Annotated in this window: 25 protein-coding genes; 2 read left to right on the forward strand and 23 right to left on the reverse strand. The window is 56.3% G+C overall.

Features of this window, described 5'->3' with window-relative positions; genetic code table 11:
• Nucleotides 1–55: 55 nt before the first annotated feature.
• The 23 genes from EQV93_RS19895 to tssB form a co-directional block, all read right to left on the reverse strand.
• Nucleotides 56–1,138 (reverse strand): type VI immunity family protein, encoded by a 1,083-nt coding sequence (locus EQV93_RS19895; RefSeq protein WP_240892281.1) that lies wholly within the window; start codon nt 1,136–1,138, stop codon nt 56–58.
• A 232-nt stretch (nt 1,139–1,370) separates the two neighbouring features.
• Nucleotides 1,371–2,033, reverse strand: a complete 663-nt coding sequence (locus EQV93_RS19900) for a GAD-like domain-containing protein (RefSeq protein WP_240892282.1) — start codon at nt 2,031–2,033, stop codon at nt 1,371–1,373.
• Between the two features lie 210 nt (nt 2,034–2,243).
• Entirely contained in the window at nt 2,244–2,531 is a 288-nt protein-coding gene (locus tag EQV93_RS19905; RefSeq protein ID WP_442968922.1) for a DUF7832 domain-containing protein, read from the reverse strand.
• Nucleotides 2,532–2,851: 320 nt separating this feature from the next.
• Entirely contained in the window at nt 2,852–3,865 is a 1,014-nt protein-coding gene (locus tag EQV93_RS19910; RefSeq protein ID WP_240892284.1) for a hypothetical protein, read from the reverse strand.
• A 96-nt stretch (nt 3,866–3,961) separates the two neighbouring features.
• Nucleotides 3,962–5,116, reverse strand: a complete 1,155-nt coding sequence (locus EQV93_RS19915; protein WP_240892285.1) for a hypothetical protein — start codon at nt 5,114–5,116, stop codon at nt 3,962–3,964.
• Nucleotides 5,117–5,137: 21 nt separating this feature from the next.
• Nucleotides 5,138–5,476 (reverse strand): DUF4150 domain-containing protein, encoded by a 339-nt coding sequence (locus EQV93_RS19920; protein WP_240892286.1) that lies wholly within the window; start codon nt 5,474–5,476, stop codon nt 5,138–5,140.
• 1 nt (nt 5,477) lies between these two features.
• Nucleotides 5,478–6,824: a DUF2169 family type VI secretion system accessory protein gene (locus EQV93_RS19925; RefSeq protein WP_240892287.1), complete on the reverse strand. Its 1,347-nt coding sequence runs from the start codon at nt 6,822–6,824 to the stop codon at nt 5,478–5,480.
• Between the two features lie 9 nt (nt 6,825–6,833).
• Nucleotides 6,834–8,846 (reverse strand): type VI secretion system Vgr family protein, encoded by a 2,013-nt coding sequence (locus EQV93_RS19930; protein ID WP_240892288.1) that lies wholly within the window; start codon nt 8,844–8,846, stop codon nt 6,834–6,836.
• Between the two features lie 12 nt (nt 8,847–8,858).
• Complete coding sequence (locus tag EQV93_RS19935; RefSeq protein ID WP_240892289.1) at nt 8,859–9,101, reverse strand: PAAR domain-containing protein; 243 nt, start codon at nt 9,099–9,101, stop codon at nt 8,859–8,861.
• Nucleotides 9,102–9,186: 85 nt separating this feature from the next.
• Nucleotides 9,187–9,477, reverse strand: coding sequence for a DUF3396 domain-containing protein (locus tag EQV93_RS19940; protein ID WP_146387346.1), 291 nt, complete (start codon nt 9,475–9,477; stop codon nt 9,187–9,189).
• A gap of 129 nt (nt 9,478–9,606) precedes the next feature.
• Complete coding sequence (locus EQV93_RS19945; protein ID WP_146387348.1) at nt 9,607–10,272, reverse strand: GAD-like domain-containing protein; 666 nt, start codon at nt 10,270–10,272, stop codon at nt 9,607–9,609.
• 9 nt (nt 10,273–10,281) lie between these two features.
• Nucleotides 10,282–11,577 carry a polymorphic toxin type 15 domain-containing protein gene (locus tag EQV93_RS19950; protein WP_240892290.1) on the reverse strand — a complete coding sequence of 432 codons (1,296 nt, stop codon included), beginning with the start codon at nt 11,575–11,577 and terminating at the stop codon, nt 10,282–10,284.
• Between the two features lie 3 nt (nt 11,578–11,580).
• On the reverse strand, nt 11,581–11,958 hold the full coding sequence (locus EQV93_RS19955; RefSeq protein ID WP_240892291.1) for a DUF4150 domain-containing protein: 378 nt from the start codon (nt 11,956–11,958) through the stop codon (nt 11,581–11,583).
• The gene (locus tag EQV93_RS19960; protein WP_240892292.1) at nt 11,939–12,160 is read right to left on the reverse strand and encodes a hypothetical protein; all 222 of its coding nucleotides are present in this window, start codon (nt 12,158–12,160) and stop codon (nt 11,939–11,941) included. The genes EQV93_RS19955 and EQV93_RS19960 overlap by 20 nt, the downstream gene beginning before the upstream one ends.
• Before the next feature lie 103 nt (nt 12,161–12,263).
• Nucleotides 12,264–12,776 carry an Hcp family type VI secretion system effector gene (locus EQV93_RS19965; protein ID WP_122785567.1) on the reverse strand — a complete coding sequence of 171 codons (513 nt, stop codon included), beginning with the start codon at nt 12,774–12,776 and terminating at the stop codon, nt 12,264–12,266.
• A 126-nt stretch (nt 12,777–12,902) separates the two neighbouring features.
• Entirely contained in the window at nt 12,903–13,643 is a 741-nt protein-coding gene (icmH, locus tag EQV93_RS19970) for a type IVB secretion system protein IcmH/DotU (protein WP_122785566.1), read from the reverse strand.
• Nucleotides 13,636–14,982, reverse strand: coding sequence for a type VI secretion system baseplate subunit TssK (gene tssK / locus EQV93_RS19975; RefSeq protein WP_240892293.1), 1,347 nt, complete (start codon nt 14,980–14,982; stop codon nt 13,636–13,638). The genes icmH and tssK overlap by 8 nt, the downstream gene beginning before the upstream one ends.
• A 37-nt stretch (nt 14,983–15,019) precedes the next feature.
• A complete protein-coding gene (tssJ, locus tag EQV93_RS19980) occupies nt 15,020–16,405 on the reverse strand; it encodes a type VI secretion system lipoprotein TssJ (RefSeq protein WP_240892294.1) in 1,386 nt (461 codons plus the stop codon).
• Nucleotides 16,402–17,436 (reverse strand): type VI secretion system baseplate subunit TssG, encoded by a 1,035-nt coding sequence (gene tssG / locus EQV93_RS19985; RefSeq protein ID WP_240892295.1) that lies wholly within the window; start codon nt 17,434–17,436, stop codon nt 16,402–16,404. The genes tssJ and tssG overlap by 4 nt, the downstream gene beginning before the upstream one ends.
• The gene (tssF, locus tag EQV93_RS19990) at nt 17,400–19,166 is read right to left on the reverse strand and encodes a type VI secretion system baseplate subunit TssF (RefSeq protein ID WP_240892296.1); all 1,767 of its coding nucleotides are present in this window, start codon (nt 19,164–19,166) and stop codon (nt 17,400–17,402) included. The genes tssG and tssF overlap by 37 nt, the downstream gene beginning before the upstream one ends.
• A gap of 14 nt (nt 19,167–19,180) precedes the next feature.
• On the reverse strand, nt 19,181–19,597 hold the full coding sequence (gene tssE / locus EQV93_RS19995; RefSeq protein ID WP_122785561.1) for a type VI secretion system baseplate subunit TssE: 417 nt from the start codon (nt 19,595–19,597) through the stop codon (nt 19,181–19,183).
• Nucleotides 19,598–21,076, reverse strand: coding sequence for a type VI secretion system contractile sheath large subunit (gene tssC / locus EQV93_RS20000; RefSeq protein ID WP_240892297.1), 1,479 nt, complete (start codon nt 21,074–21,076; stop codon nt 19,598–19,600).
• Nucleotides 21,077–21,138: 62 nt separating this feature from the next.
• Nucleotides 21,139–21,657, reverse strand: a complete 519-nt coding sequence (gene tssB, locus EQV93_RS20005; protein WP_240892298.1) for a type VI secretion system contractile sheath small subunit — start codon at nt 21,655–21,657, stop codon at nt 21,139–21,141.
• Nucleotides 21,658–21,988: 331 nt separating this feature from the next.
• On the opposite strand from tssB, the gene vasI reads away from it, so the two are divergent.
• Both vasI and tssA read left to right on the forward strand, forming a co-directional pair.
• Nucleotides 21,989–22,660, forward strand: a complete 672-nt coding sequence (vasI, locus tag EQV93_RS20010; RefSeq protein ID WP_240892299.1) for a type VI secretion system-associated protein VasI — start codon at nt 21,989–21,991, stop codon at nt 22,658–22,660.
• Nucleotides 22,648–24,078, forward strand: a complete 1,431-nt coding sequence (gene tssA, locus EQV93_RS20015; RefSeq protein WP_122785558.1) for a type VI secretion system protein TssA — start codon at nt 22,648–22,650, stop codon at nt 24,076–24,078. The genes vasI and tssA overlap by 13 nt, the downstream gene beginning before the upstream one ends.

A 24,078-nucleotide genomic window follows, 5' to 3' on the forward strand; every position in this document is an offset into this window, starting at 1 on the left:
TAAACATGCTGCTCAAGTGGAGGAACTGCGAAAATTTTTAATTTCTCGTCTTGGGTTACTTTAGAAAATCGTCAAGGATCTTCTTGTCAGTATTTAATCGTTGTTGCTCCTCTGCAGATAGTCGACGGTACAGCGGTGTGGGCTGGTGTTTCGGGCTGCCTTTTGGGAGATCAAAGCGGCGCATCCATAAGTTGCTGGTGCGCTCGTTGAATCTAACTTCCCCCGCAATTGAGCCGTAATGCAGTGAACCGATATTGCTCACCCGCAACGGTTTGATTACTTCATTGACCATCACATAGAGTTCTGGACGTGGATCGATATCTGCTTTTCCCAAGGCAGGCCAATCACCGGCACGAAAAATCGTGCCCCATTCGTACGGCAAGATACCAATACGCACATCATCGAGTTGTTTGAGCAAGTCTTCGGTTGTGCCCAGCTTGCGTACCCAGTGATGGGCTATATAGGTGTACCAGTTGAGGTTTGTGTAGCCAGTGCGCCAGCTCTCATTGGCAATTAATAGAGTTAAATCTAAACCTCTATAGTTTTCCAAGAGGTCGTACTCGATATGTTGGTAGTTTTGTAATTCATAAGAATTTTGTATCCCTAACCCTGCTGATCCATGCAGGGGGCGTAGAATATTGCACATGTCAAATATAAGTTTATCGATGCCTCCTGCCCCGTTATCTTTGATTTCCTCTAGTGGAAGATAAAATCTTATCACTGAGAGAGCGTTGTGGATCCGTTCGAACCATTCAACAGGAAGCAGAGCCTCAAACATATACTCCCCAGGATGTTCAAAGCCCTGTTGAGATGACCACATAAATGAAGCCGAATCAGAGTACCCATCAGATTGAATGTAGGAAAGGCAATGACGCATTGTGCTCGGGCAATAATCTTGAGTTATGACCTCCTCACTGCCCATATACCCCCATGTAAGTTTGTCACCATAATGGTTGCAATACAGCTCAAACGCTTCAGCGATATGCTTTCTCCTTACAGGCAGATAGGCATCCACAAGGTAGAAAGTCGCCACTAAACCTACTCTTAGAACGGGTTGCTTTTCAACGCTCTCCTCATCGAAGACGGTTAAATCCCACCGATGAGCGTCTAAATCCTTGAAAAACAGATCTTCATTCATTGCTTGTCTCCGGCAAATCTTCCCAAAACACATAGTTCTGTACAGTGGTAAGTTGATGCTGTTGGCGCTGATTCCATTTTGCGCAGAGTGACAGTTGCACACATTTGTTCAGAGGCTACCCTGAATTACGACGTCGAGGGGCTGTTATACATTCTGCTGCTGAAAGTTCAGTCGCGCGAAATACAGCTCTCGATAGCGAGTTTCTGAGTAACTCTTTGCTGCTGCCTTTTCCTTATTTGACTAGAGTGTCGAAATCAAGCTGAGACAAGGGAAGTTCCGGATTGTCGAACTGACGCAGGATATGTAGGTACGGATTCAGCTTAACGCGCCGAAGGTTATCCAATGTAGCGTCCCCACCCATGACGAGTGCAGGCTCGAAACCATACATTTCATCAGGCTTTAACGGGCCATATTTTTTCATGGCACGATCAAAAAGGTATTTTCCTTTGGTGTCTTTGTAGTCGAAGTCTTCCAACTTGGCGGAACCAAATAGTGCTTGGATGGAAGGATCAAGGTCTGGCAAGGATTTGGGTTTTAGTTGGTTTTTCAGTGCAAGTATTTCATTGTGGATACAGGTAATGGTAACGCTTGCGCCTGTTGTTTCGCCGCACAAGTAGAGGTCGCCAAAGGCATCGCGGGCAATGACGTGGAATTTGTCTATGTTGGCAAACGACGTCTCCTCAAGCCAAGCTTCTTTGATGTCCTCATATTCATCAGGATTCACTGTCCACACTCGACCGTTTGCATATCCCGCCCAGCCTTCTTCACGCCAATAAGTCAGCAGGATGGGAGGAAGCTTGTCTGCCCATTGTGCAAGGGTGATTTCTGGAACAGGCATTCTGTAAGTAGCCTCGCCAAATTTCTCGATGAAGTATTCGAAATGAGGGTCTTTCATCTTTATTCTCCTTTCGTGCCAGGAGGGCAGATGGTCAATTCCATATTCATGGTTTCTGAACCGTCACCGTGGGCGAATTCCTTGTCCGCGTAAATTTGTATGTATTGGTTAGGTGGCATGTTGCTGTACACCCTGTTCTTTTATTGTCCTTCGTGGAGGGGGACTAACTTTTTGATGACCAATTAAAAAAACGGTCTTCTAGCACCGCCCCTATTTTTTATAGTTGGTGTCAGTGACATCGTCTAAATTATCATAGTCATCAAATGTTTTTCCAAAGTCTGTTATGTAGAAATATTTCCATCCTGGGCGATAATAATCTTGCGTAAACGCATTTCCATTTGGATTGAAGTGGGACGGTAATAATTGGTCGCCAAGTATTTTTCTAATATTTTTGATTTTTGATTCGAGTGAGTCTTGGTTGCTCATGACTATGATTAGTTCATTTTGGTTCAAAAGTAAATCGTGGGCAGTCGCCCACCTTAAATAAAAAAATGGCAAAATTCCGCTGCCCTCGCTAGCCTCATTTGATATCGGGAAAAAGTCAAAGGGTTGTGTTTCAAGGATTTTTTTCCGTCTTCAAGAAATGGCTTTAGTAAGTCGTCCATTTTTCTGCCTGTTGATTGTGGTGAATGCTGAGACCATGTTCATGGTCTTCTAAGTTTCGGTGCGATGTCATTAAATTTGACAGGTCCCGTTCTGGAAAGGGACAATTATTTCTAATCAGTGAAAATTATGTAGACGGGCAATTCTTTATTGGGTATTGCAGCGGACGGGGGATGCCCGCCAGCTTGTGGGAGATAGTTTCCATTAATCATGTGTTAAAGCGGGACATTGTCGGGGTGTTCAATTAATTCCCACGCATTAGAGTTGAGCCGCAGAACAAAGGTAGTGGTAACGACCCAAAGTGTTTGATCGGTGGCATCCATGGATTCGATGCTAATGTGGCTGGGCAATGCCAATGAGTCGAATCGGGTCTTAACTAAATTTTTCTCGTGGACGTTAAAAAGTCCGGAAGTTGAACCTAGGTACAACGTTTGATTAAAGAGCCGCACAGACCAAAAATTGACGTCGGTTTTCTCAATGAGCAAGCGTTTGAAGCCAATACGATGATTGCCTCGAATGACTACGCCATTATGTCCGCACATAATAATGTCGTCTGCAGTGACACAATGGATATCATGTAAGTGCTGCCGGGTGCCGCTATGTACTGTTTGCCACTCAAGGCCGTCCCAATGAAGGACTGTGCCATTTGTGCCACAGGCATAAACATTGTCATCATGGGTGCCTTTAATGCACTCAAGCGAGGTTAATGTGCGCGCAGTGCCGGTGAGTTCAATTATGTTTATTTCTTGTTTAGAAGATATTTTTTCGATTATCGAATTCACTATGTTCTGTGCTTGCTCTCTTAGGTTCTCAGCTGTTTCAATCCAGGTATCTGAATCTCGGCAATATATTTGATTCCCGGCACCGCAGGCATATACCTTGTCATCTATATGGGTGATGCTACTCATCCCTCCCGCATTCTTGTGAATGGGTATTGTTTCAGTAATGACAGCCGTTGAGTTATAAATTTCTATCGTGCCGTCGCTACATAATGCATAGGTAGCTCTAGGCACTTCACTTGATGCATGCCGCATGGCGACGGATGTTACTGTTTTGTCAGGTATATCGTGATAAAACCATGCGCCTGGAAGTTTCAGGTTTAGCACAAACATGCGCGTGTAGTCAGTATCGTGTGGTAGAGCATCAATAAATGAACTGACATAGAGCATGTCATCATTTATCGCACAACTTGCTCCGAAGGTAATTGATGTGTTTTTTGCATTATTCATTTGTCACATTCCAGTATCAAACAAGTGGGTGCAATGTTTGCGAGAACTAACAGCTGCCAATTTTTGTATACAGCGCGGGTCAGATTATTTGACTGCTTATAGCCCGCCTGATCCTTTCGTGGTGTGACTACCCAGTGTTGTAATGTCCACATGCTTGATCCATCTTCCATTTGGGTCTGCCCGAAATAAATCATCAGCGGCCATGCCTCTGCTTGCATGATAAGCATGAAGCTCCGCAAGCATGACTACGGGGTTACACCCGGTGACCGCTGCAGCTGCCATCACCCCCAGAATCTCCAGTTCCGCCAGCGTTGCCGTTCCTGGAGGATTTCCCTTGCTGCCCAACAGTTTTTCATTAGTGTCGTAGATTTTATGGATGAGTCCATGTTCGTTCGCCTTGGCCCCTTTACGTCTGGGAGTGGCTCCATCGACACAGAGGCAATAGCCATTCGAGTGAGAAACCCCCCCTGCGATACGTACCCCTTTTTCTGTCTTGAATACGCGATCAGGGACAACATGATGCGCCGTTTTACCCATTGGGCAATTTTTGCCCTTCCCATACGCCCTTAAACGACAGTTTCTGTTCTGGCCTTTGGATTTACCACCACTTGTTTCTTTTGGGGGCGGTGGCTCTACTGTTTTCTTTCCAACAGTATTGGTTGTGGTCTCTGCAATTTCTTTCCCCGCATGTGCTCCTGCTTTATGAATGCCCTTACCTACCAGCACTCCACCTTTTAGCGCATCGCCTGCGAAGGGGATCGCCGCCAGTGCTGACAGGCGGGCATTGGCCGCATCGCCTTCCGCAGCATAAATTCCGGCATTGATAACGTCAGGTAATGCGCCCAGTCCGGGCACAAAGCCCAGCACGTCAAGGCCCCCGTGCACCCAGGGGCTTGCGCTTCCCCACCAACTTTGCTCCGTGTCGCCTTCAACCTCAATCGGCGGATTGGCTTGTTCCGCAGGAACAGCCGTCGGGGCTGTTTGCCCCACGACTCGGCCCAGCGTATTGCCATTGGCTGAGGTGCCACCTTTGGGCCTCAGGGCTGGGTCGGGGTAGGCGCGCAGACCAATCTCTGGGGCTTTTTCCCGGAACAGGGCGTAGTCGGCGTAACTCAGGTTCTGCTGCTGTTCCAGTTGCTGACCTTTCCAGATCTGCACGGTGACGCCGCCGCCACTCTCAAAGGTCGCCCACTGTTTGCCGCCATACTCCACGAAGGATTTGCTGATGTTGATTTCAAGCGGTTCTGCCATGCGCTAAACCCCGTTCATCCATCACTTGTCGTCATGGCGCACGATCAATTTGCCTTCGGCCCTTACGCTGCTGCTTTTTTCCAGCGGGTAGCATTTGCCGCCCACGGTGTTGCTTTTGATGCCCTTGGCCGCACCGGCCTGATCGCCCTGTGTGGTCGGCACCAGACTCATGTCGTAGACCACCACCGGGTTGCCGTTGACGCGCACAGACTTGGCCACGCCAGTGGCGGTTTTCAGTTGGGCGGTGACGGGGTAGGGCACCGGCGGGAGGGCGGCGCCCATCGGCGTTTTGCAGACGTCCGGGACGAGGCTGACCACGGTCCACTGGTCTTGTTTGCGGGCGATGACGTTGTCGGCCATGTCAGTGCACCGCCTGCGAAGTGCGCTTGAGCAGTGGTGCAGTGGGGTCGATCTCAAAGCGCGCTTCAAGCACCCGTATGTCCAGCCCGTCGGGCAGGCTGATGCGGTGGGTCAGCACCAGGGTCATGGCGTCGGTGTCGATGCGCAGGGTGTCGGTGAGCAGGGGGAGTGGTAGCAGGGCGCCGTTGTTCAGGCGCAGCAGGACAAACGGGCGATGGCCGGGCATTTCCACACACAGTTGCCCATCTGGGGTGAGGCTCGGGTCTGTCAGGTTGAACAGTTCGATGCGCAGGTTGGGTGGAGGGAATTCGATTTGTTGATCGGCAGGCGCGCCGTTCCAGTAGCTGAAATCAAAATCCAGTGGCAAACCGGGCCAGCGCGCTGTTTTCCACGCCTCATCGTAGGTGCCTGCCAGCGCCAGACGCGGCGCCCAGGCCCGACCCACCACGCCAAACCCGGCAGGTTGATACTTATACGTACTGGTAACTCGCAGCATGTCGGTGGCGTCGAGCTGCCCGTCGGGATGTTTGGCTTTGTCCAGATGCAGGACGGGTGTGTCGATGGCTTCGATCTGCGGCGCGGGCAACACTCTCAGGGGTGCATCCAGTGTATAGCCCAAGGTCTCCTGACGTTTTTCGATCCAGCCACAGCCCAGCGGGTTGCTGTAGCAGACCTCGTTGAGCAGGTATTCGGGAATGTCCGGCTTTAGCAAATGCTCGGGATTGCGCACCACGCTGCTGCCCCCGAAGGCACATTCCCAACGCAGCGGAACGCTGAGCGCAGGCTGCGGTTCGGTCAGTTGCCAGCCGCCGAACAGGCTGTGTTTGAACTGGCGTGGCCCGGTAAAGCGCAGCTGCTTGTCCAGCAGATTGCGGCGGGTCGGTGCATTAGCCAGGGCTTGGGCTGCGGCCATGCGTCGGGCTTGCCAGTCCTGAAGCTGGTACTGGTTCAATGGTTCGCCGGGGCTTAGCGGCTCGGGCAGCGGCACGTCCAGTTGTAATGGCGCCACGGGCACGCTTAGGCGCAGGCCGGCTTGCCACGACGGGGCCGCAAAGCCCAGCGGCGCATACGCGCGACCGACCACAATCACGTCGCAGCGCGGTTTGAACGGCGCCAGGTCGCTTTCTTCGCAGACGCTGGAGGAACCGTCTTCGCCGTAATACCTGTCGGCCATGCACAACGGCACGGGCGTGTCGTCCATCACCTCGGCGCGGAACCTGCCCGGCTGACCCTCGATGGGCATCAACCTGTAGCCGACCTTCATGGCCAGCACCGGATACTCCTGATCGTCCACACCCAGGGCGCTAAACCTCAACGCATCGAAGGGCGTCAGATTTCGAAATTGCATGACGCCTCCTCAGTTGATGTCAACGTCTTTGCCGTTGATTTGCACCGGGCCGCTGGCACTGAAATCGAAGGTGCAGCCGTTGATCAGCACCGTGCCGTCGGACTTCAGCGTCAAGCTGGATTTGCCCACCGCGACGCTGAATTCATCACCCGCCTCGATGGTGAAACGCTTGCCCACCACCACGGATTTGTGCAGACCGACCTGTTCGCTCTGGCTCAGCCCCACGCTGGTGTTCATGGCGGCGCCGACACTGACTTGATAACCAGCGCCGATGCTCAGCGCCTTGCCCAGCCCGATGGTTTCAGCCTTGGTCAGGACGATGGTTTCGGTCTTGTTGGCGCCGATGTGGACGCTGCGGTTAGCGCCGATCTGGATGTTTTCGTTTTTACCCACGTCCTCCACGCGGTGGTCACCGATGGAGATGGTTTCGTTGTGCTCCACCCGCTCGCTGCGGTCATGGCCCACAAACGTCGTGTTGTCATTTTTGATATGAACGTTCTTGTCTTTTTCGGCATGGATATAAACCTCTTCCTGCCCCAGCTCATCCTCAAAGCGCAATTCGTTAAAGCCCTTGCCCTTGTGGGTGCGGCTTTTGATGGTCATGCGGGTCTTGTGCTTGGGCAGTTCGTACGGCGGCAGGTTGGTTTCGCGGTAGGTGCGCCCGGTGGCGATCGGCTGGTCAGGGTCGCCATCGAGGTAGCTGATGATCAGTTCCTGGCCCACACGGGGCACGGCCATCGCGCCCCACAAGGTGCCCGCCCAGCCTTGGGCCACGCGGATCCAGCATGAGCTGTGGTCGTCTTGCGGGCTGTCGCGGTCCCACGGAAAGCTGACTTTGACCCGGCCCCATTCATCGCAATAGATTTCTTCGCCCGGCGGGCCGACCACCGTCGCAATTTGCGGGCCGTCGATGCGGGGTCTGGCGCACAGGGGCGCTTTCCAGTCGCCATCCCCGCGAATGGCGCTGGCCTGCAGGTGATACTCGGTGCCGTGTTCGCTGCCCACTGCGTCTTCCAGCAAACTGCTGTGCTGCTTGCCGCTGTGTTCCAGGGCAATGCTGCGCCAACGGTCGTTGAAGTCGGCTCGCGGGTGTTCGCAGAGGTCGAAGGCCAGCCCCGGTTGCAGGCGCCCGTCGTCGCCTTCGAGGTGCGCCGTGCGCGCATCGCTGCGCAGTGCACTTAATCGGGTCTGGGTGAACGGCTTGCCGACCGCATCGCGTTTGTAGCGACCGGGGTAGTCGTAGCGCTCGTAATCCTTGTGCTGGTTGTTCAGGCTCAGGCCGCCATCGGCGCTGTGCTGCTGGTTGTAGCGCGGGTGCGTGAAGGTGTAGTCGCGTTGCACCTGACGCGCCGTGCGCACCTGCTCGGTGTAGCTAAAGCGGTGCAGTGCCGGTTGCGGGCTGTCACCACCGCCCATGGGCTGGTAGAGCACCGAGCACTCAGAGGCAGGCATGAGCGTGCCCAGTTCGCCGATACGGTCAGTGAGGATCAGGGTGTGACCGTCAGGACGGTGTTCAAAGGTGTAAATCAGGCCTTCTTCTGCGGCCAGGCGGGCGATGAAATCAATGTCGGTTTCACCCGCCTGCACGCAATACTCACGGGGGTGATGATCGAAACACAGCAAGGTTTTGAGGTCGCTCGATGATTGCTGGGCGAGCACTGCGGTGATGATTTCAGGCACGGTTTTTTGCTGAAAGATGCGCCAGTTCGAGCGCAATCCCGCACGGGCAAGGGCGGGCTCGACCACGGCGCGGTAACGGGTGCGGCGAAAGCCGGTGTCGCCCTGCGTGAACAGGCTGACCAGACCGTGCACATGGCGCACCGGCGTGTCGCCGCGCCACAGGGTGAACAGCGCCGCCAGGTCGAGCACGCGGTTGAAGTCCACCGCCGGGTCATGGCTGGCCAATTCCAGGCTCAATGTGAAAGGCTGCGAGAGGCCTTCTTCGAGGGTAAATTCGACCACCTCGAAGGCATCCCCTTGCAGGGGTTCAAAGGTAAAACGCAGATCGCTTTGACGGGGCATGGGTAGTCCTTGTTATGTGCAAACGTTAATCGACAAGCCAACTGGCATCGCCGTTTTCCAGAGATCCACCTTGGTCAGTGGTTCGATGGTTAGCGAAACTGAACCGCTGGTGATGGTGGCGCCGCAGCCCAAGGAATCACCGACACAGGCAACGGCGCGGTTACTGATAGCGAAGGCTTCTGCACCACTGGTAACAGTGGTGGGGCCACATCGCGGACACGTGTGGTCGTGGCCGAGCATTACAATTGCAGGCATAAAACGTCCTCTAAAAGATGTTTAGCGAGAGTGAGCCCCAAGCGTTATCTTCTATTTTTATGTTTAATCGGATTGATAGCTCTGTTTAAAACTTAAACTTTTCGTCATGAGGTTTGTTTGAAATGTCGTCAAGAATCTTGTTGTCGGTATTAATTCGTTGTTGTTCCTCTGCTGATATACAGCGGTAAAGGGATGTAGGAGGAAGTTTCGGGCTGCCTTCAGGAAGATCAAAGCGGCGCATCCATAGGCTGCTGGTGCGCTCGTTGAGTCTGACTTCACCTGCAATTGAGCCGTAATTCAGTGAACTGATATTACTCACCCGCAACGGTTTAATGACTGCATTAACGCTTATCTGTGCATTGTGATAGTGACGCACGTTTGTGCAGGACTTACCCTTAAATACGACGTCGAGGAGCTGTTATACGTTCTGCTGCTGGAAGTTCAGTCAGACGGAATACAGCCCTCGATAGTGATTTTTTGAGAAAGCTTTACTGTAGCCTTTCCCTTATTTGATTAGAGTGTCGAAATCCAGCTTGGAAAAGGGAAGTTTCGGATCGTCAAACTGACGCAGGATAAGCAGGTACGGATCCAGCTTAACGCGCTGAAGGTTATCCAATGTAGCGTCCCCACCCATGACGAGTGCAGGCTCGAACCCGTACATTTCATCAGCTTCCAATGGGCCATATTTTTTCATGGCACGATCAAATAGGAATTTTCCTTTGGTGTCTTTGAAATCAAAGTCCTCAGGGTCACGAGAACCAAAGAACGATTGAATTGAAAAATCCTGTTCTTGCAAGGGTTTAGGTTTTAACTTTTTTTTCAGCGCAAGTATTTCGTTATGAGGACAAGAAATCGTCACGCTTCTCCCTGTTTTCTCGCCACATAAATAGAGACTTCCAAACGCACTGCGGGCAATGACGTGGAAGTTATCTATACAGGGTAGCGGTGTCCCCTCAAGCCAAGCGTCTTTGATGTCCTCGAAATCATCGGGATTAACCAACCATAAAAGACCGTTTGCGTAACCTGCCCATCCCTCTTCACTCCATAGAGTGAGCAATATAGGAGGAAGCTTGTCTTTCCATTGTGCAAGGATGGAGTTGGGAACAGGCAGGCTGTGTGTAGCCTCTCCAAATTTTTCGATGAAATACTCAAAATGAGGGTCTGTCGTCATGTCATTTTCCTATTTTTTTCCAGGCGGGCAGATTGTTAATTCCACATTCATCATGTCTGATGCGTCACCGCGTGCGACTGCTTTTTTGGCAGCATCGTCCAATAATGTTACGCGTCCTTTTTGACTCCAGCTTCCGCCAATGGCGCTATTTACGCCTTTATTACCCAAGGCTGCTGGTTTGGGTTCATGCCAACCCCCTGCGACCATGTCCGGTTCGTGCAGCGCGGCTAAAGATTCCATTATTCCCTTGGCGCGAGCGGCTGCGTCTGATTCAGCAATCCTTGGATCTATTTTTGGATTCCTCCTTAGATAGCCTTCATAAATACTGTCTTTGACCTCACTAGCTCGCTCGTTCCGATACGCATCTTGAGCTGCGGCGGCCTTGGGATTTCTCCCTTCGTTGTTAGGCGATTTTTCTTTGGTTTCATTGAATTTACGTCGTGCATTGGCAAAGTCTTTGGCCGACATGTTGTTTATGGCATCTTCCTGACGCTTGAGTTGTCGGGCATATTCGCGCAGGTATTTCTTTTGTTCGGCCTCACTCATATTTTTATATTTTTTAGAGTTCCTCGGTTCGAAACACTCTGGCTTTTTCTTCGGCAATTTTTTGGGTTTGACCTTCGCTCCTTGCTTCTGCTTACGTGCCGCTTCTTCTCTAGCCTTCTTCTCCGCAGACTCTTTTACCGCCTTGTCTGCGGCCTCTTTCGCGGCTTTATCGACAGCCTCCTTACCCGCCTTACCCGACGCCTCGGCCATCTTCGCACCGTAGCGGGCGGCCTTGCCAGCGGTGCCCGCATAGCCCAAAAACGGAATCGCCGATAACAGAGACAAGCCAGCCCCGACATAATCTCCGCGCACAACACTGACCGCCGCGCTTGCAATATCCACCACTTCCCCGACGACGGGGATTAGCCCCACCACGTCAAGGCCGAGCTGGATGCCATCCAACACCTGTTCCCCGGTGATGCCTTCTTCTTCGGATTCAACCTCAATCGGCGGATTGCCCTGTTGCGCAGGCACGGCCGTAGGGGCTGTTTGTCCCACGACTCGGCCCAGCGTATTGCCATTGGCTGAGGTGCCACCTTTGGGCCTCAGTGCCGGGTCGGGGTAGGCGCGCAGACCAATCTCTGGGGCTTTTTCCCGGAATAGGGCGTAGTCGGCGTAACTCAGGTTCTGTTGTTGTTCCAGTTGCTGACCTTTCCAGATCTGCACGGTAACGCCGCCGCCACTTTCATAGGTCGCCCACTGTTTGCCGCCATACTCCACGAAGGATTTGCTGATGTTGATTTCAAGCGGTTCTGTCATGCGCTAAATCCCGTTCATCCAGAATTTGTCGTCATGGCGCACGATCAATTTGCCTTCGGCCTGCACGCTGCTGCTCTTTTCCAACGGGTAGCATTTGCCGCCCACGGTGTTGCTTTTAATGCCCTTGGCCGCACCGGCCTGATCGCCCTGTGTGGTCGGCACCAGGCTCATGTCGTAGACCACCACCGGGTAGCCGTTGACGCGCACGGACTTGGCCACGCCCGTCGCGGTTTTCAGTTGGGCGGTGACGGGGTAGGGCACCGGCGGGATGGCGGCGCCCATTGGGGTCTTGCAGACGTCCGGGACGAGGCTGACCACGGTCCACTGGTGTTGTTTACGGGCGATGACGTTGTCGGCCATGTCAGTGCACCCAGCAAGCACTGTGGTCGCCCTGCGGGTCGAACATGGTGGCAATTAGCGGGTTGTCGATGTTGGGTGTGGTGCACAGGGGTGCCTTCCATTCATCCTCCCTGCGAATTTTGAAAGGCTGCGAGAGGCCTTCTTCGAGGGTAAATTCGACCACCTCGAAGGCATCCCCTTGCAGGGGTTCAAAGGTAAAACGCAGCTCGCTTTGACGGGGCATGGGCACTCCTTGAACGCAGCTGTCCGTACGACCCGTTATTACAACGGGCCGCTGGGAGCGGGTATGAAAAACTGCCGGCCGCAGCGGGCAGGGCTGGCGTCGGTTAAGCCGGTTTGCGCCAGTCGTCAGAGGCTTCGGTGCCCGCCACTACGTGGCTCCAGCTGACTTTGCGGTATGCCAGGCTGGTCTTGATCAACTGGGTGTAGTTGGCGTTACTGCTGTCCTGGGCATGCGGCAAGACGGTATGGATGTCGACGACGGTGGCGTCTTCGAGCTTGGTGGTGAAGAAGTGCTCCTGCTTGCCATCGACCGAGGTGCGGAACCACTTGACCTCAACCGTGGGCAACATCTCCCCGGTGGCCAGCGCCTGATAGAGCATGGGTGAGGCTTTGTTCAGGGCGCAGGTGAAAATCAGCGGTTTGTGTACCCGCTGGCCAGTGGGCTGGCCGCTTTGAGGGTCGGTTGGGGTGGTGATTTGATGGTCCACTTCCTGTACCAGGATTTCGTCTTCGTGGCCCTCCACATAGACGTTGCCCACCGAGTCAGAGGTGAAGGCGCCTTGGGTGATATGGCCTTGGGTTTGGCCGTGGATGCTGATGTAGGCGGGTGTTGGCATGACAAGCTCCTTGTCGCGATGATTTGAACGACGCCGCGAAGGGTCGCCGCCGTCGTACTGACAGCGTGGGTTTCGGCCCCGCAGGGCCAGGCTTCGGGCGCTCACTGCGAACGCGCCGAAAATCGGTTACAGGGTCAACAGGTGGTCCAGCGACACCAGCACTTGGCGGGTGACGTCATGCAGGCGCACGGCATAGACCGTGTACGCGACGATCAACACCCCGCCAGCCACGGCCCACGGCGTCCACAACGGCCAGGCGCGCTTGATTCGGTAGTTGCTTGGGGCGACGTGGGCCAATGGCTCGGTCAGCTGTGTGGGCGTTTCACCCCGCAGCGGGCGCAGCAGTCCGTGCAGGTGGCTGATCACCCGTTGTATGTCCTCGTCGCCTCTGACCTGATTGCCGTATTTGCCTTTCAGGCCCGCACACAGGCACAGGTACATGAACTCCAAAACATGCTGGTAGTGGGCAACGTCGGTGGCCATGCGGGTAAGCAGGGTGAAAAACTTTTCGCCGCCCCAGGTTTCATGGTGAAAGGCGCTGAGCAGAGAGCGCTGGCTCCATTGCGAGTGCCGGCCCCAAGGGGTGCTCATGACCACTTCATCCAGCAAAAGGCACAAGCTGTACGAGTAAGCCTTGAGGACGCCGGGGTCATAATCCAGCGGTTTGAGCTCTTCCAGGATGGTGGTGATTTGGTTGTGCACGCTCTGATAGAGCGCGCTGACATCGTCGTGCTGATGCAGGTTGCGCAGGCGGATTACCAGCCCGATCAAGGGCATGGCCGGGTCGCACAAGGGATTCCAGGCCAGCCCGCGCAGGTCGAATTCGGTGTCAGCCAACAACGGGGCAGTGAGCTGGACTTCAGTCATGGTGTTCACTCCGGATCGCCCAGAACTGCAACTCAAGCTCCGGGAAGTCGCCTGCGATATGGAAGCCGAACCCGCTGCCCTGACTCAGGCTTTGCCAGACAGGGTGCTGACGGTCGAGTTCGAAGTAGCTGAAGCCTGCATGGAAGGGCAACTGGCGCGGTGCCACGGGCAACGGAATCAATGCGATGCCCGGCAATTGCAGGCTGACCAACTCAGAGAGGGTTTCGGTGGAGCTGATCTTGATTTGCCGGGGCAACTGTTCACGCAAGGTTTCCAGGGGCAGGCGGGCGCGCACGGCGAGAATGAAGTCTGCCGTGTCCAGCAGTCGCTTGTCGCCCAACAGTGCGCTGAGCACGCCATATTGCTGATCGACAATGGGCAGCGACACGGCGCGTGGTTGCAACACGGTGCCCAGTGCGCGGCGCAGGGTGTGCTCCAGCGGTTTGAAGCACTCACGCAGATTGTCGTGCTGGTAGGCCGGGTACTCTTGCGGCAGGTGGCCCTCATCGGTAAAGGTCACCAATTCACCGCACGCCTGGGCGAAGGCGATATACAACTGCTCAGGGTGAACATGACGTTGACGCGCCAGGTGCTGGAACAGCGGGAACAGCCGGTTGAGGGTTTGCAGCAGGTTGAAATCAGTGACATCGGCCACCCCTGACTGCCCCGATGACCCGATGCGTGCAGCCAGATTTTTGGCCCGTTCGCGCAACTGCCCGGTCACTTCACCCAGATAGCGTTGCAACACGGGCACGGCTTCTAAGGACACGCTGGTGGGGTAGAAATGTTCGTCCATCACCAGGCTGCCATCCGGGCGTCGGTCGACAATCCGGCCCAGCGCAATACTGGTAAAGGCACTGCGATCTTCACGTTCGAGCATCAGGCTGAGGTTGGGCACCGCCACGCTCATGTTCACCACATCGCCGTCTTCACTGTGGGTGTCGCGCACGTCATTGCGTCGGGCCACATAGCGGCTGTTGGCGTGATGCTCGGGCCAGCGTATTTCCAGCACGTCTTCGGATTTGAGCGGCAAGGTCAGGTAGACGATTTGATTGGCTGCGCTGTGAGCGTCCAGGTCAAGCGGTGCGGGTGGCGCCAGATCATTGGGGATATCAAACACGCTGCCGTCGGGCATGATGCCCCGCGCCCGGGTCAGGGCCACCTTGCCGAAGCTCAAATACTCACTGTTCAGTTGCAGCTCACTGAACCCATAGAGGGCGTCGTTGAGGCTGTGCAGACGATGCTGTACCGCGGCCTCTGCAGCGCGCGCCTGTTGCTGGAAGTGCTGGGGTTTGACAAATAACCCCTCGTGCCAGATGACCGGGTGGCGTGAACTCATCCGTGGACTCTCTCAATAAAAAGGTGTGAACAAGGGGTCATCGGGTTTCCCCTTTGAGCTCTATCTGTGCGCTGTCCAGATGCATCAGCAGCGCGTAATGACGGCCTGTCGGCTGTACCCGCAGTGTCTGTTTCCACTGGGCGTTGTCGGCGTCGTAATAGTTGGCGATCACCGCGATAAATCGGGTGTCCGGGTCGAGGGCCTTGAGGTCGATAAATTTGAATTGACCCGGTTGCAACAGGTAATCGTCGGCGCCGATAAAGGTGCTGCCCAAGGTCTTTTTCAGGTCATCCAGCAAGGCGGACAGCGTGGCGTTTTGCAGCAGGCCGTCGTCGCTCAGTTGCAGCACCGTGAAGGCAATCGGGCTGGCGACAGCGCGCGGGGCCGGGGTGTTTTCGGGGGCGGACACGCTCACACCTGCCACCTGGTAATGGGCGAAGGGTGAGAATTCAACGGGGGACACCGGCAACGATGGCTCAGGCTCGACGGTGACCGGCGATTGAGCGGCAACTGTGGGGTAGAGGTGATCAAGTACCGATTGCAGTTTTTCAGTCAGCGCCTGAGCACTCTCGGCTTGAACGTTGACGCTGTAAGGCTCACGGATGATGGGCGGGTCAGCTGGATCTGCCCCGGCCAGCGTCATGCGCGGGTTGACGTCAGGGCTGGCATACAGGCTCAGCGAGTACTGGCTGGGCTGATCATCGGGCCCGCCCACGGGTATGGAAGGGTTCCAGATGACCTGGCCCAATTTGCCGAGTAGGGTACAGCCGCCCAGAGTCAGACAGCCCAGTAGGAGCAGGGCGAACTTGAAGTGGCCTGCCACGCGGCTGTTGTGCGAGCGGGTGCTGGCCTGAACACGGCAGGCAAGCTCAAGCAGGGAAGAAGGGGCAATCGCTTGCAGCGCCCTTAACGGGTCCTGTTCCTGCGCCACGTCGAAGGGGCGACTCAGGCGTTCGAATTCTGGGCAGATCATGGGGGCAGGGGCGGCGGGTGGGCTAAAGGGCCGCGCCTGTTGGTTCCAGTCCTCCAGCTCGTCCCGGCGACCGGTCAACAGCTCATTGAGTGAACGCTGGCTCAGGTGGCGCCCGTCGCCGTCATCGAGCGCAGGGGCATGCAGGTGCACGGCGATTCGATACTCCCCGATGTCTAAAAAGTCCCCTTCGTTGAGGTGAATCGTGGTGTCTCTGCCCAAGGGCAAGGCATGGCCGTTGGCGTAGGTGTGGCCGCATTGATCCGTGACGCAGGCGCGGGTGCCCCGCCAGTGAATCCGGCAATGCTGGGGGTAAACCCACTGGCGGCGGTCACGAAGCAGCCAGTCGCACGCCACGCTGCCGATGCTGCCGCCGTGGGCATCAAACCTCCGGGTGGGCTGGCAGCCGTGCAGCAGCTGCGCTGGATTGCTGATGACCAGCGTCAGGTTCATGCGCGCCCCCTGATCCGTACCACGGCGGGGTGACGCTGTTCCTTGCACTCTATAAAACTGGTCCAGCCCAAGTGGGTGCCGCCTGCGCGGCGCAGGTTAAACGGCGGTACGTCTTGCTCGCGCAGGCCCAGTTCGAGGGTGTAGGTCGGCACATCGCGGGCCAGAAAATCCATCAGTTGACGCAGGCGGGGGAACTGTTCGCCACTGGGCAGAAATTCACGGAAGCGGGCTTGAGGCAGGTCGGGAATCACCAGCGTGAAGTGGCTGGCACGGGTGCGGGCACGGTCGCCGACCACGAAGTTTGTGCCCAGCACGCCATTCGCTTGCCCCAGTTGCAGGCGTTGGGGGCCGGGTATGCTGACCGAGCGCACTTCGAATTCGCGGATGTACACGCCGCTCAGGTCAAAACAGTGCGCCACAATGCCGGCAACCACGGACGGCGAGCGGCTGCGGCTGGCGATCAGCCCGGCAAAGCTCAACAGCCTTCCCCAAGGCAACGCTGTGGCGCCGCGCAGGTCGTTGTCGTTGAGGCCGATCAGGGAAAACACATACCGCGAAAAATGGTCGCGGGCTTCAGGCTGGAAACGCACGTAGTAGCGATATTTACGCCAGCTCTGATGCAGCAAGGTCAGCAGGCGGTGATTGAAGAAATCCAGAAACGGCGAACGAATACCAAGGCCCTGAGCCTGCTCGTAGGCCATGCGATCCAGGTAATAAGCGGGCAAGGGCGAATCAGCGCCCTGCAATCCCAAAAAGTGGGTCTGCACGCGGTACCGCAGGCTGTCGTCAGCGTCATCTGCTGTGCCGGGCAGACGCTCGGCCAGGCTCAGGTCGGACGCGGCAAACCCCAGCGCCGCACTGCTTTGCAGGCGAATCCGGCGGCGACAGGCCGGGCTCAGCGGGCGGGCCTCCAGGTCGTCACCGTGCAGGGCGTATACATGCTCCAGCAAACGGTGGAACGAGTAGTTCCGAGCGTCGGCCAGCAGCACGTCGGCTAGATCACGGGTTGTCTGCCGGTCAACAGTGGCCATTCATAGCGCTCGTTATTGGTGGTATTGATCACTTCCAGTTGGTGGAAGGAATTGAGGCTGGCGTAGAGGGCGAAAAAGTGTGAAAGCACGCTGCCAAACAGGTACAGCTCGCCCTCGCAGAGGAACGCGTTTTGATCCAGTTTCAAGCGCGTATGCAGGCCGCGCACCGGCAGGCCCAGCATCAACCAGTCGATGGGCGTGGTCAGCGCCTCGCCGATGCCATCCAGTCGTTTGCGCGTGGCGCGGGCCTGTTGCAGGTCGTGCAAGGCGGCAAAGTCATAGGCGCGAATCACCGCTTTGAGCGGCTCGGCGGACAGCAATGACAGGTAGTTCAGTGACAGGTTGGAAATCAGCGTCCAGTGCAGGCTGGCATCCAGCACCGGGCGGTAAGCGCGGGTCGGCGCAATCAGATTGGTGTAGGTGGCAAAGGAGGGTGTGGCTTCGGTGGACAGCGACACGTCACCCACACCCAAAGCCTGCGGCAGGTCACGGTTGCTGCATGTCAATTCGATGGACGCGGTTTCATACCGGCCCAGGTATTCACGCTCGTCGCCGCGTATGAACGCGATCCGGTGCCGCAGTCCTTCACGGCCGTGGGAGTCTTCAATGTGGGTGCGAAAGTACAACGCAGTGCGCCCCATCGCATGCTCGATTTCGTGCTGAAAAGACTCAAAGGGCGTGAAATTTCGCAGTGGCTCACCATTACGCTCCTTGTCGGTCATGGCCCAACTGGCAACGCGGTCGACACTGAAAATCTCATAGGCATCGGGACGCTGCCCGACGGGTCTGAGCTGTTGTTCCTCGCGGCGGCCGTCCAGCGCGATGGGTTCGGCATCATGGCTGAACAAGTTGACGGCGGGTGTGCAGAACAGGTGCAGGTCGCTGGTGTGCAAGCGAACAGTGCCGGGCATGGGCCGCGAAAAATGAAACTCGAAACGAAGCTGGTCGGTGCTCACGTCAGGCCAGATATCGGCCAGCCGCGTAAGGCTGAAGAAATGGAAACGTTGCGGGAATACAAAGTATTCCTGAAGGATCCGGTACCCATCGAAGGCATTGCGCGGGTAGGGCAGCAGGGCTTCCTGCGGGGCGAATCCGGGAAAGGCGAGGTCTTTGGGGTTCAGTTGATAGGGGATGTCATTGACGAACAGGGTCAGGCTTTTGAGGGAATGGGCGATCCACAGGTACAGCGTTTGCGCCGTAGTGGTGTCCCCGGCCAGATGGAAATCCAGCTGATCGCAATCCAGGCGGCTGAGCGGTTGCTGGGTCAAGACCCTGAGGTCGACGCGCATCACCGAGGTTTCGCGGCTGTGCTCAGCGCTGACGTGGTGCACCTGCAAGGGGTACAGCGTGACATCGGTGCAGGTGCGAAACTCGCATGAAACCCCCTCCACGGGGTTGGCAAACAAACGCGTGCCTTTGCCAATCACCTGGCGCTGGCTGATGGCATCCGGCAGCGGGTCAAAGCGCACGATGGTTGCGCTGGGTATCGGGCGCAAGTAATTGGGCCACAGCATGTGCAGCAACGGACGGGTCAGCTCCGACAGGTCATCGTCGATCTTCAGGCTTAGCTTGGCAGTGAGAAAGGCAAAGCCTTCCAGCAGGCGCTCAACGTCCGGATCATTGGCCTTGTCGCCGAGAAACTGCGCCAGTTGCGGGTTGTCCTCGGCAAATTCGCGGCCCAACTCGCGCAGGTAGCGCATTTCTTCGGCAAAGCGTTTCTTCAGGCTCATGGCGTCCCTACTGACTATGTGACGCGGGTGTAGCCGTCGCGCCCGTGCAGGGCTACGTCGATCTGCACCTGTTGATCCCTGTGGTCGAGCTGCACCTGACAATCGAGGTGAAAACTCAGCCGCTGTGGCTCATCCGGGTCGGGTTGAAAACGCACGGCAATGACGTTGATCCGCGGTTCAAAGGCCTCGATCGAACGGCGTATGTCGGCGCTGATGGCAATCACCAGCTCATTGCTGCCTTGGCTGGCCCCGTTGAAGTCGCGCAGCCCCAACTCAGGGCTGCTTTGCGAGCAGCCCTCGCGGGCGTTGAGCAACTGTTCCAGATGCCGTTTGATAGCCTCGATGCGCTGGCTGGCCTGTTCAGAGGCGCAGGCCGGTTGATAACGCGGCGCATCCGGCTCCAGGCGTTCAAACAGGCTGTCACGGCGCATTTATTGGGTGTCCAGCCGACCGACTAGCGAGATCTCGAAGTTGGCGCCCATGTACTTGAAATGAGGGCGAACCGACAGCGACACCTGATACCAGCCCGGATTGCCGGCCACGTCCTGCACGTTGATCTGTGCCGCGCGCAGCGGACGACGGCTGCGCACATCAGCCGACGGGTTGTCCTGATCGGCGATGTACTGCTTGAGCCAGATATTCAGCTCGCGCTCCATGTCCTGACGCTCTTTCCAGCTGCCGATCTGTTCGCGTTGCAGCACCTTGATGTAATGGGCCAAGCGATTGACGATAAACAGGTACGGCAACTGGGTGCCGAGCTTGTAGTTGGTCTGCGCGATCTGACCTTCGTGGGTCTTGGGAAACTGCTTGGGTTTCTGGATCGAATTGGCTGAGAAGAACGCGGCGTTGTCACTGTCCTTGCGCAAGGTCAGGGCGATAAAACCGGCCTCTGCCAGTTCGTACTCCTTGCGGTCAGAGATCAGCGCTTCGGTGGGGATCTTGGCTTGCAACTGACCCAGCGATTCGTACAGGTGCACCGGCAGGTCTTCTACAGTGCCGCCCGACTGTGGGCCGATAATGTTCGGACACCAGCGGTAACGGGCGAAGCTTTCAGTCAGCCGAGTGGCCATCAAAAAGGCGGTATTGCCCCACAGGTAATGGTCGTGCTGGCCGTCAATCGCTTCGTTGTAGCCGAAACTGCGCACCGGGTTTTCCAGGCCGTCGTAAGGGGTGCGCAGCAGAAAGCGTGGCAGGGTGGCCGCGAGGTATTTGGAGTCTTCCATCTCGCGCAGGCTGCGCCATTTGGTGTGAGCGGGGCCTTCAAAGATGTCGCTGACTTCCTTGATCGAAGGCAAGTCCTGAAAGCTTTTGAGGTTGAAGAACTCAGGCCCGGCGGCCATCACAAAGGGCGCATGGGCCATCGCCCCGACGCTGGCGACATAACTGAGCAACTTGATGTCCGGGGACGAAGGCCCGAAGGTGTAGTTACCAATCATCGCTCCAATCGGTTCGCCGCCGAACTGACCGTAACCGGCGGTGTACACATGCTTGTACAGGCCGCTGCGGGTGATATCACCGGCATTGTCGAAGTCTTCGAGCAACTCATTCTTGGTGACGTGCAGCACATCCAGTTTGATGTTCTCGCGAAAGTCCGTACGGTCCACCAACAACTTGAGCCCGCGCCAGGCCGATTCCAGTTGCTGAAACTGCGGCTGATGGAGGATTTGATCCATTTGCTGGCTCAGGGCACGGTCAATTTCAGTGATCATCTGATCGACCCGAAACTTGTTCACGGGCTGGTCGTGATCACCGTTGTGCAAAATTTCGCTGATAAACGCCGCCACCCCTTGCTTCGCGACCGCGTAGCCTTCCTGGGCGGGGTTCATCAGCGTATTGGCCAATAGTTGATCGAGCAACGATGCAGGTTCGTCGCTGAGCAGAATCTGGGCGCTGGCGCTTTCCTTGGGCATAAGGGTTCTCTCCGTTTAATAAGCTCGGTTTCTCACGTGGATCGGGGGCAATGCCTTGGCGTCTATGACGCGGCGGGTGAGTCTTGGGGAGCCTCAAGCGTCAGGTTCAACTCGCGAACCAGCCGTTGGCGGGACTGCTCATCGACGAGCAAATGTTGCAACTGTTTACGAAAGGCCGGGGTATTGCCCATCGGCCCTTTTAGCGCCACCAGGGCATTGCGTAATTCCAGCAGTTTGTTCATTTGCGGAACTTGGCGCGCAATTGAATCCGGGCCAAAGTCATTAATGGAGTTGAATTGCAGTTGGACATTCAAATCGCTGTCAGTGTTGTCCTTCAACACACAGGGAACTGACATCTCAAGTGAAACGTTCGCGTGAGCCAGCACGTCATTAAAGGTGTCTTTATTGATGCGAACCGGTTGCCGATCTTCAAGGGCCGTGGCTTCCCCTTGGCCTTTGAAGTCACCGGTGATCAGTAATTTAAGCGGTAGCTCCACTTCCGCCTGCTGATCCCCCGTGGCGGGGACGTACTTGATGTTGATTCTTTCCTTGGGCGCGACAGAACCGTGAGACTTTGACATAAGGGAATTCCTTTTCTTTCTGGGTGATAGGAATTTAAAACTTATATATCGGCCGCTGTCATGTCAGATGGAGCCCTTAATTGTGTAAGTGTTGTCTGTAGGAAATTACTACTTGTTATATGTAAGTATTTCCCTACTTTGCGAAAGGAAGTTGCTGAAAGCCATGTCTGATATTTTCAGTTGTAAGACAAAACTGAGCTTTTTGTGTTGCGTGTTAATTGTTTGTTAGTTCACGCTCATTGGGATGACAGTGCACGGTGCGACCTAACCACACTTAACTTAAATGACTGTGCACGAATAAGGCTATTCCACAGGGACGCAGGAGGTACACATGCCAATGTATGGGCGAGCAACAACGTGGGGCGCCTGCCTGTGGGCAATGGTCAGTCTGCCCGCGCAGGCTGTGCCCGTGACGCAGGATTGCACCGGCATTACGTCGCCCCTCAAGCGTCTGGAATGTTTTGACGTCGCAGCCGGAACCCCTGTTCGCACGCTGCCCTTACAGCGAGAGCCTTACGTGGCTACGGTGTTGCCCATTGTCGAGCTGGTACAACGCAACGAAGCACGCCGCACGCCGGGAGACTTCCGGTTTTTGATTTCTTATTGGCCTGAACCACACGACGAAAATGAGCAACGCGTGGTTATTTCGGCACCGGCGCTGGGTACCTTTGCGCCTCGGCCTTATCTGGTCATCAGTTGCGAATCCGCAATCACCCGCTTGCAGCTGGTGCTGGATCAGCCGGCAACGCCGAACAAAATTGAGGTTGAGTTGCTCAAGGACCAGCAGTCCATTTCCCGTGCCACCTGGCAAGTGATGGACGATGCCGGGCTGGTGGTGGAATTCAGCCGGGGGTTGCCGACCATTGCGGTGTTGCGTGAGATGTTTGGCAGCAAGCGACTCACGCTCAAAAGCGCTCACTACGCGCCCATAGACGGCCTGGTGTTTGATGCCGACGGTCTGGATGCGTTGATTAAACAGGAGCGTCAGGCATGCCGCTGGTGATTGATGTGCCCGCAGATGCGGTGCAGTGTTTGTTGGCCCCCATTGAGCCTGAGCAACCTGTCGGCCATTTCGATATCGAAGACGAAACCTATCAGGCCATTGATCAGGAAATGGTCAAGCTGGGTGGCTTGCGAGAGGCCACAATTGACTGGCCCTATATTGATGAAGCATCCCGCCATTATTTGGCCAGACACTGTAAGCACCTGCGCATTCTCAGTCATTTGCAGGTGGTCTGGTTGCGCACCCGGCAATGGGCGCGCTGGGTAGATTCCCTGGCGTTGTTGGCAGGCATGGTTGAGTTGTATTGGGACACCGCCCACCCTAAACCCGGCCCAACCGGCTATCTGGCCAAGCGTGCCATGGTTCAGCGTCTGCTGGAGGGGTTGGGGCAGGCGCTGCCGACCCTTGAGCGCAGCAGTTTCGCCACGATTTATAAGACGGTCGCAGAGCAATCGCTGGTCAATCTTCGGCGCAGTGCCGAGCAGGCCAAGCTGGATCTGACCCAGATCGAGACGCTGCACCAGCAACTGGCCAAGTACAGCGAGCCGGTCACTGCGCCCGCCCGCGAGTTTTCGACGGCCCCGGTCTGCGCCTTGAATCCGGCAGGCTTTCTCAGCACCCAGACGCCACTGCCGGGCAATGAGCGTGAGCAACGTCGCGCGCTGCTGACAATGGCCGAGCAGCTCACTGAACAAGACCCCTATGACCCGGTCGGTTACCAGCTACGGCGCTTTGGGCTGTGGTCGCACCTGCATGCCGCGCCTTGCATCATCCGCGACTGGCGCACTGAACTGAGCGCGGTGCCGCACGACATTGCCGACGCGTATCAGCAAGCGCTGTTGGCCAATGCACTCGATCCTGCATTGCTGTTGCGCATCGAAAAGAGCGTGGCGGCTTCGCCGTACTGGCTGCGCGGCAGCTATCTGGCGGCGCAGGTTGCCGCGCGTCTGGCGATGGAGGACGTGGCCATCGCCATTCGGCGCAGTTGCGAGCGTTTTGTCTGTCGCCTGCCGGCCTTGATGCAACTGTGTTTCAGCGACGGCACGGCTTTCGCCGATGCGCAAACGCAAGCGTGGATCACCGGAGCCGATCAGCGCGACGTCGCCAGCCCTTCGGCTCCGGAGTACGCGGGCCTGCGCGACGAATTGCTCACCCAGCTTGAACGTGAAGGGGTGGAAGTGGTGTTGCAGCGTTTGCAGCAGTTGCAGGATGCGCACGAGGCACCCCGCCAGCGCAGCCATGTCAGCGTGATTGCTGCTGACTTGCTGGCCTCCCGCGGGCTGGCATGGCTGGCCGATGACCTTTACGCCAGCGTGGCCCGGCTGATGCGTGATACCTGCGCCCAGACCTGGGAGCCCGAGTTGTACCAGAAGGTGGCCCGTCACGGGGCTGGCAGTGCGTGGGCCAAGGACGATTAA

The organism is Pseudomonas sp. TMW22091 (assembly GCF_022496705.1).
GTDB classification, from domain to species: Bacteria; Pseudomonadota; Gammaproteobacteria; order Pseudomonadales; family Pseudomonadaceae; genus Aquipseudomonas; species Aquipseudomonas saxonica.

Coding starts and splice junctions, on each gene's coding strand:
- tssE (WP_122785561.1), bottom strand. CDS start 19,597: ATGCGCCGTGACAGCCTGTTTGAACGCCTGGAGCCGGATGCGCCGCGT.
- tssB (WP_240892298.1), bottom strand. CDS start 21,657: ATGTCAAAGTCTCACGGTTCTGTCGCGCCCAAGGAAAGAATCAACATC.
- tssA (WP_122785558.1), top strand. CDS start 22,648: ATGCCGCTGGTGATTGATGTGCCCGCAGATGCGGTGCAGTGTTTGTTG.
- EQV93_RS19960 (WP_240892292.1), bottom strand. CDS start 12,160: ATGCCCCGTCAAAGCGAGCTGCGTTTTACCTTTGAACCCCTGCAAGGG.
- EQV93_RS19895 (WP_240892281.1), bottom strand. CDS start 1,138: ATGAATGAAGATCTGTTTTTCAAGGATTTAGACGCTCATCGGTGGGAT.
- EQV93_RS19950 (WP_240892290.1), bottom strand. CDS start 11,577: ATGACAGAACCGCTTGAAATCAACATCAGCAAATCCTTCGTGGAGTAT.
- EQV93_RS19915 (WP_240892285.1), bottom strand. CDS start 5,116: ATGGCAGAACCGCTTGAAATCAACATCAGCAAATCCTTCGTGGAGTAT.
- icmH (WP_122785566.1), bottom strand. CDS start 13,643: ATGACTGAAGTCCAGCTCACTGCCCCGTTGTTGGCTGACACCGAATTC.
- tssJ (WP_240892294.1), bottom strand. CDS start 16,405: ATGAACCTGACGCTGGTCATCAGCAATCCAGCGCAGCTGCTGCACGGC.
- EQV93_RS19945 (WP_146387348.1), bottom strand. CDS start 10,272: ATGACGACAGACCCTCATTTTGAGTATTTCATCGAAAAATTTGGAGAG.
- vasI (WP_240892299.1), top strand. CDS start 21,989: ATGCCAATGTATGGGCGAGCAACAACGTGGGGCGCCTGCCTGTGGGCA.
- EQV93_RS19900 (WP_240892282.1), bottom strand. CDS start 2,033: ATGAAAGACCCTCATTTCGAATACTTCATCGAGAAATTTGGCGAGGCT.
- tssF (WP_240892296.1), bottom strand. CDS start 19,166: ATGAGCCTGAAGAAACGCTTTGCCGAAGAAATGCGCTACCTGCGCGAG.
- EQV93_RS19925 (WP_240892287.1), bottom strand. CDS start 6,824: ATGCAATTTCGAAATCTGACGCCCTTCGATGCGTTGAGGTTTAGCGCC.
- tssC (WP_240892297.1), bottom strand. CDS start 21,076: ATGCCCAAGGAAAGCGCCAGCGCCCAGATTCTGCTCAGCGACGAACCT.
- tssK (WP_240892293.1), bottom strand. CDS start 14,982: ATGAGTTCACGCCACCCGGTCATCTGGCACGAGGGGTTATTTGTCAAA.
- EQV93_RS19965 (WP_122785567.1), bottom strand. CDS start 12,776: ATGCCAACACCCGCCTACATCAGCATCCACGGCCAAACCCAAGGCCAT.
- tssG (WP_240892295.1), bottom strand. CDS start 17,436: ATGGCCACTGTTGACCGGCAGACAACCCGTGATCTAGCCGACGTGCTG.
- EQV93_RS19930 (WP_240892288.1), bottom strand. CDS start 8,846: ATGCCCCGTCAAAGCGATCTGCGTTTTACCTTTGAACCCCTGCAAGGG.
- EQV93_RS19920 (WP_240892286.1), bottom strand. CDS start 5,476: ATGGCCGACAACGTCATCGCCCGCAAACAAGACCAGTGGACCGTGGTC.
- EQV93_RS19910 (WP_240892284.1), bottom strand. CDS start 3,865: ATGAATAATGCAAAAAACACATCAATTACCTTCGGAGCAAGTTGTGCG.
- EQV93_RS19935 (WP_240892289.1), bottom strand. CDS start 9,101: ATGCCTGCAATTGTAATGCTCGGCCACGACCACACGTGTCCGCGATGT.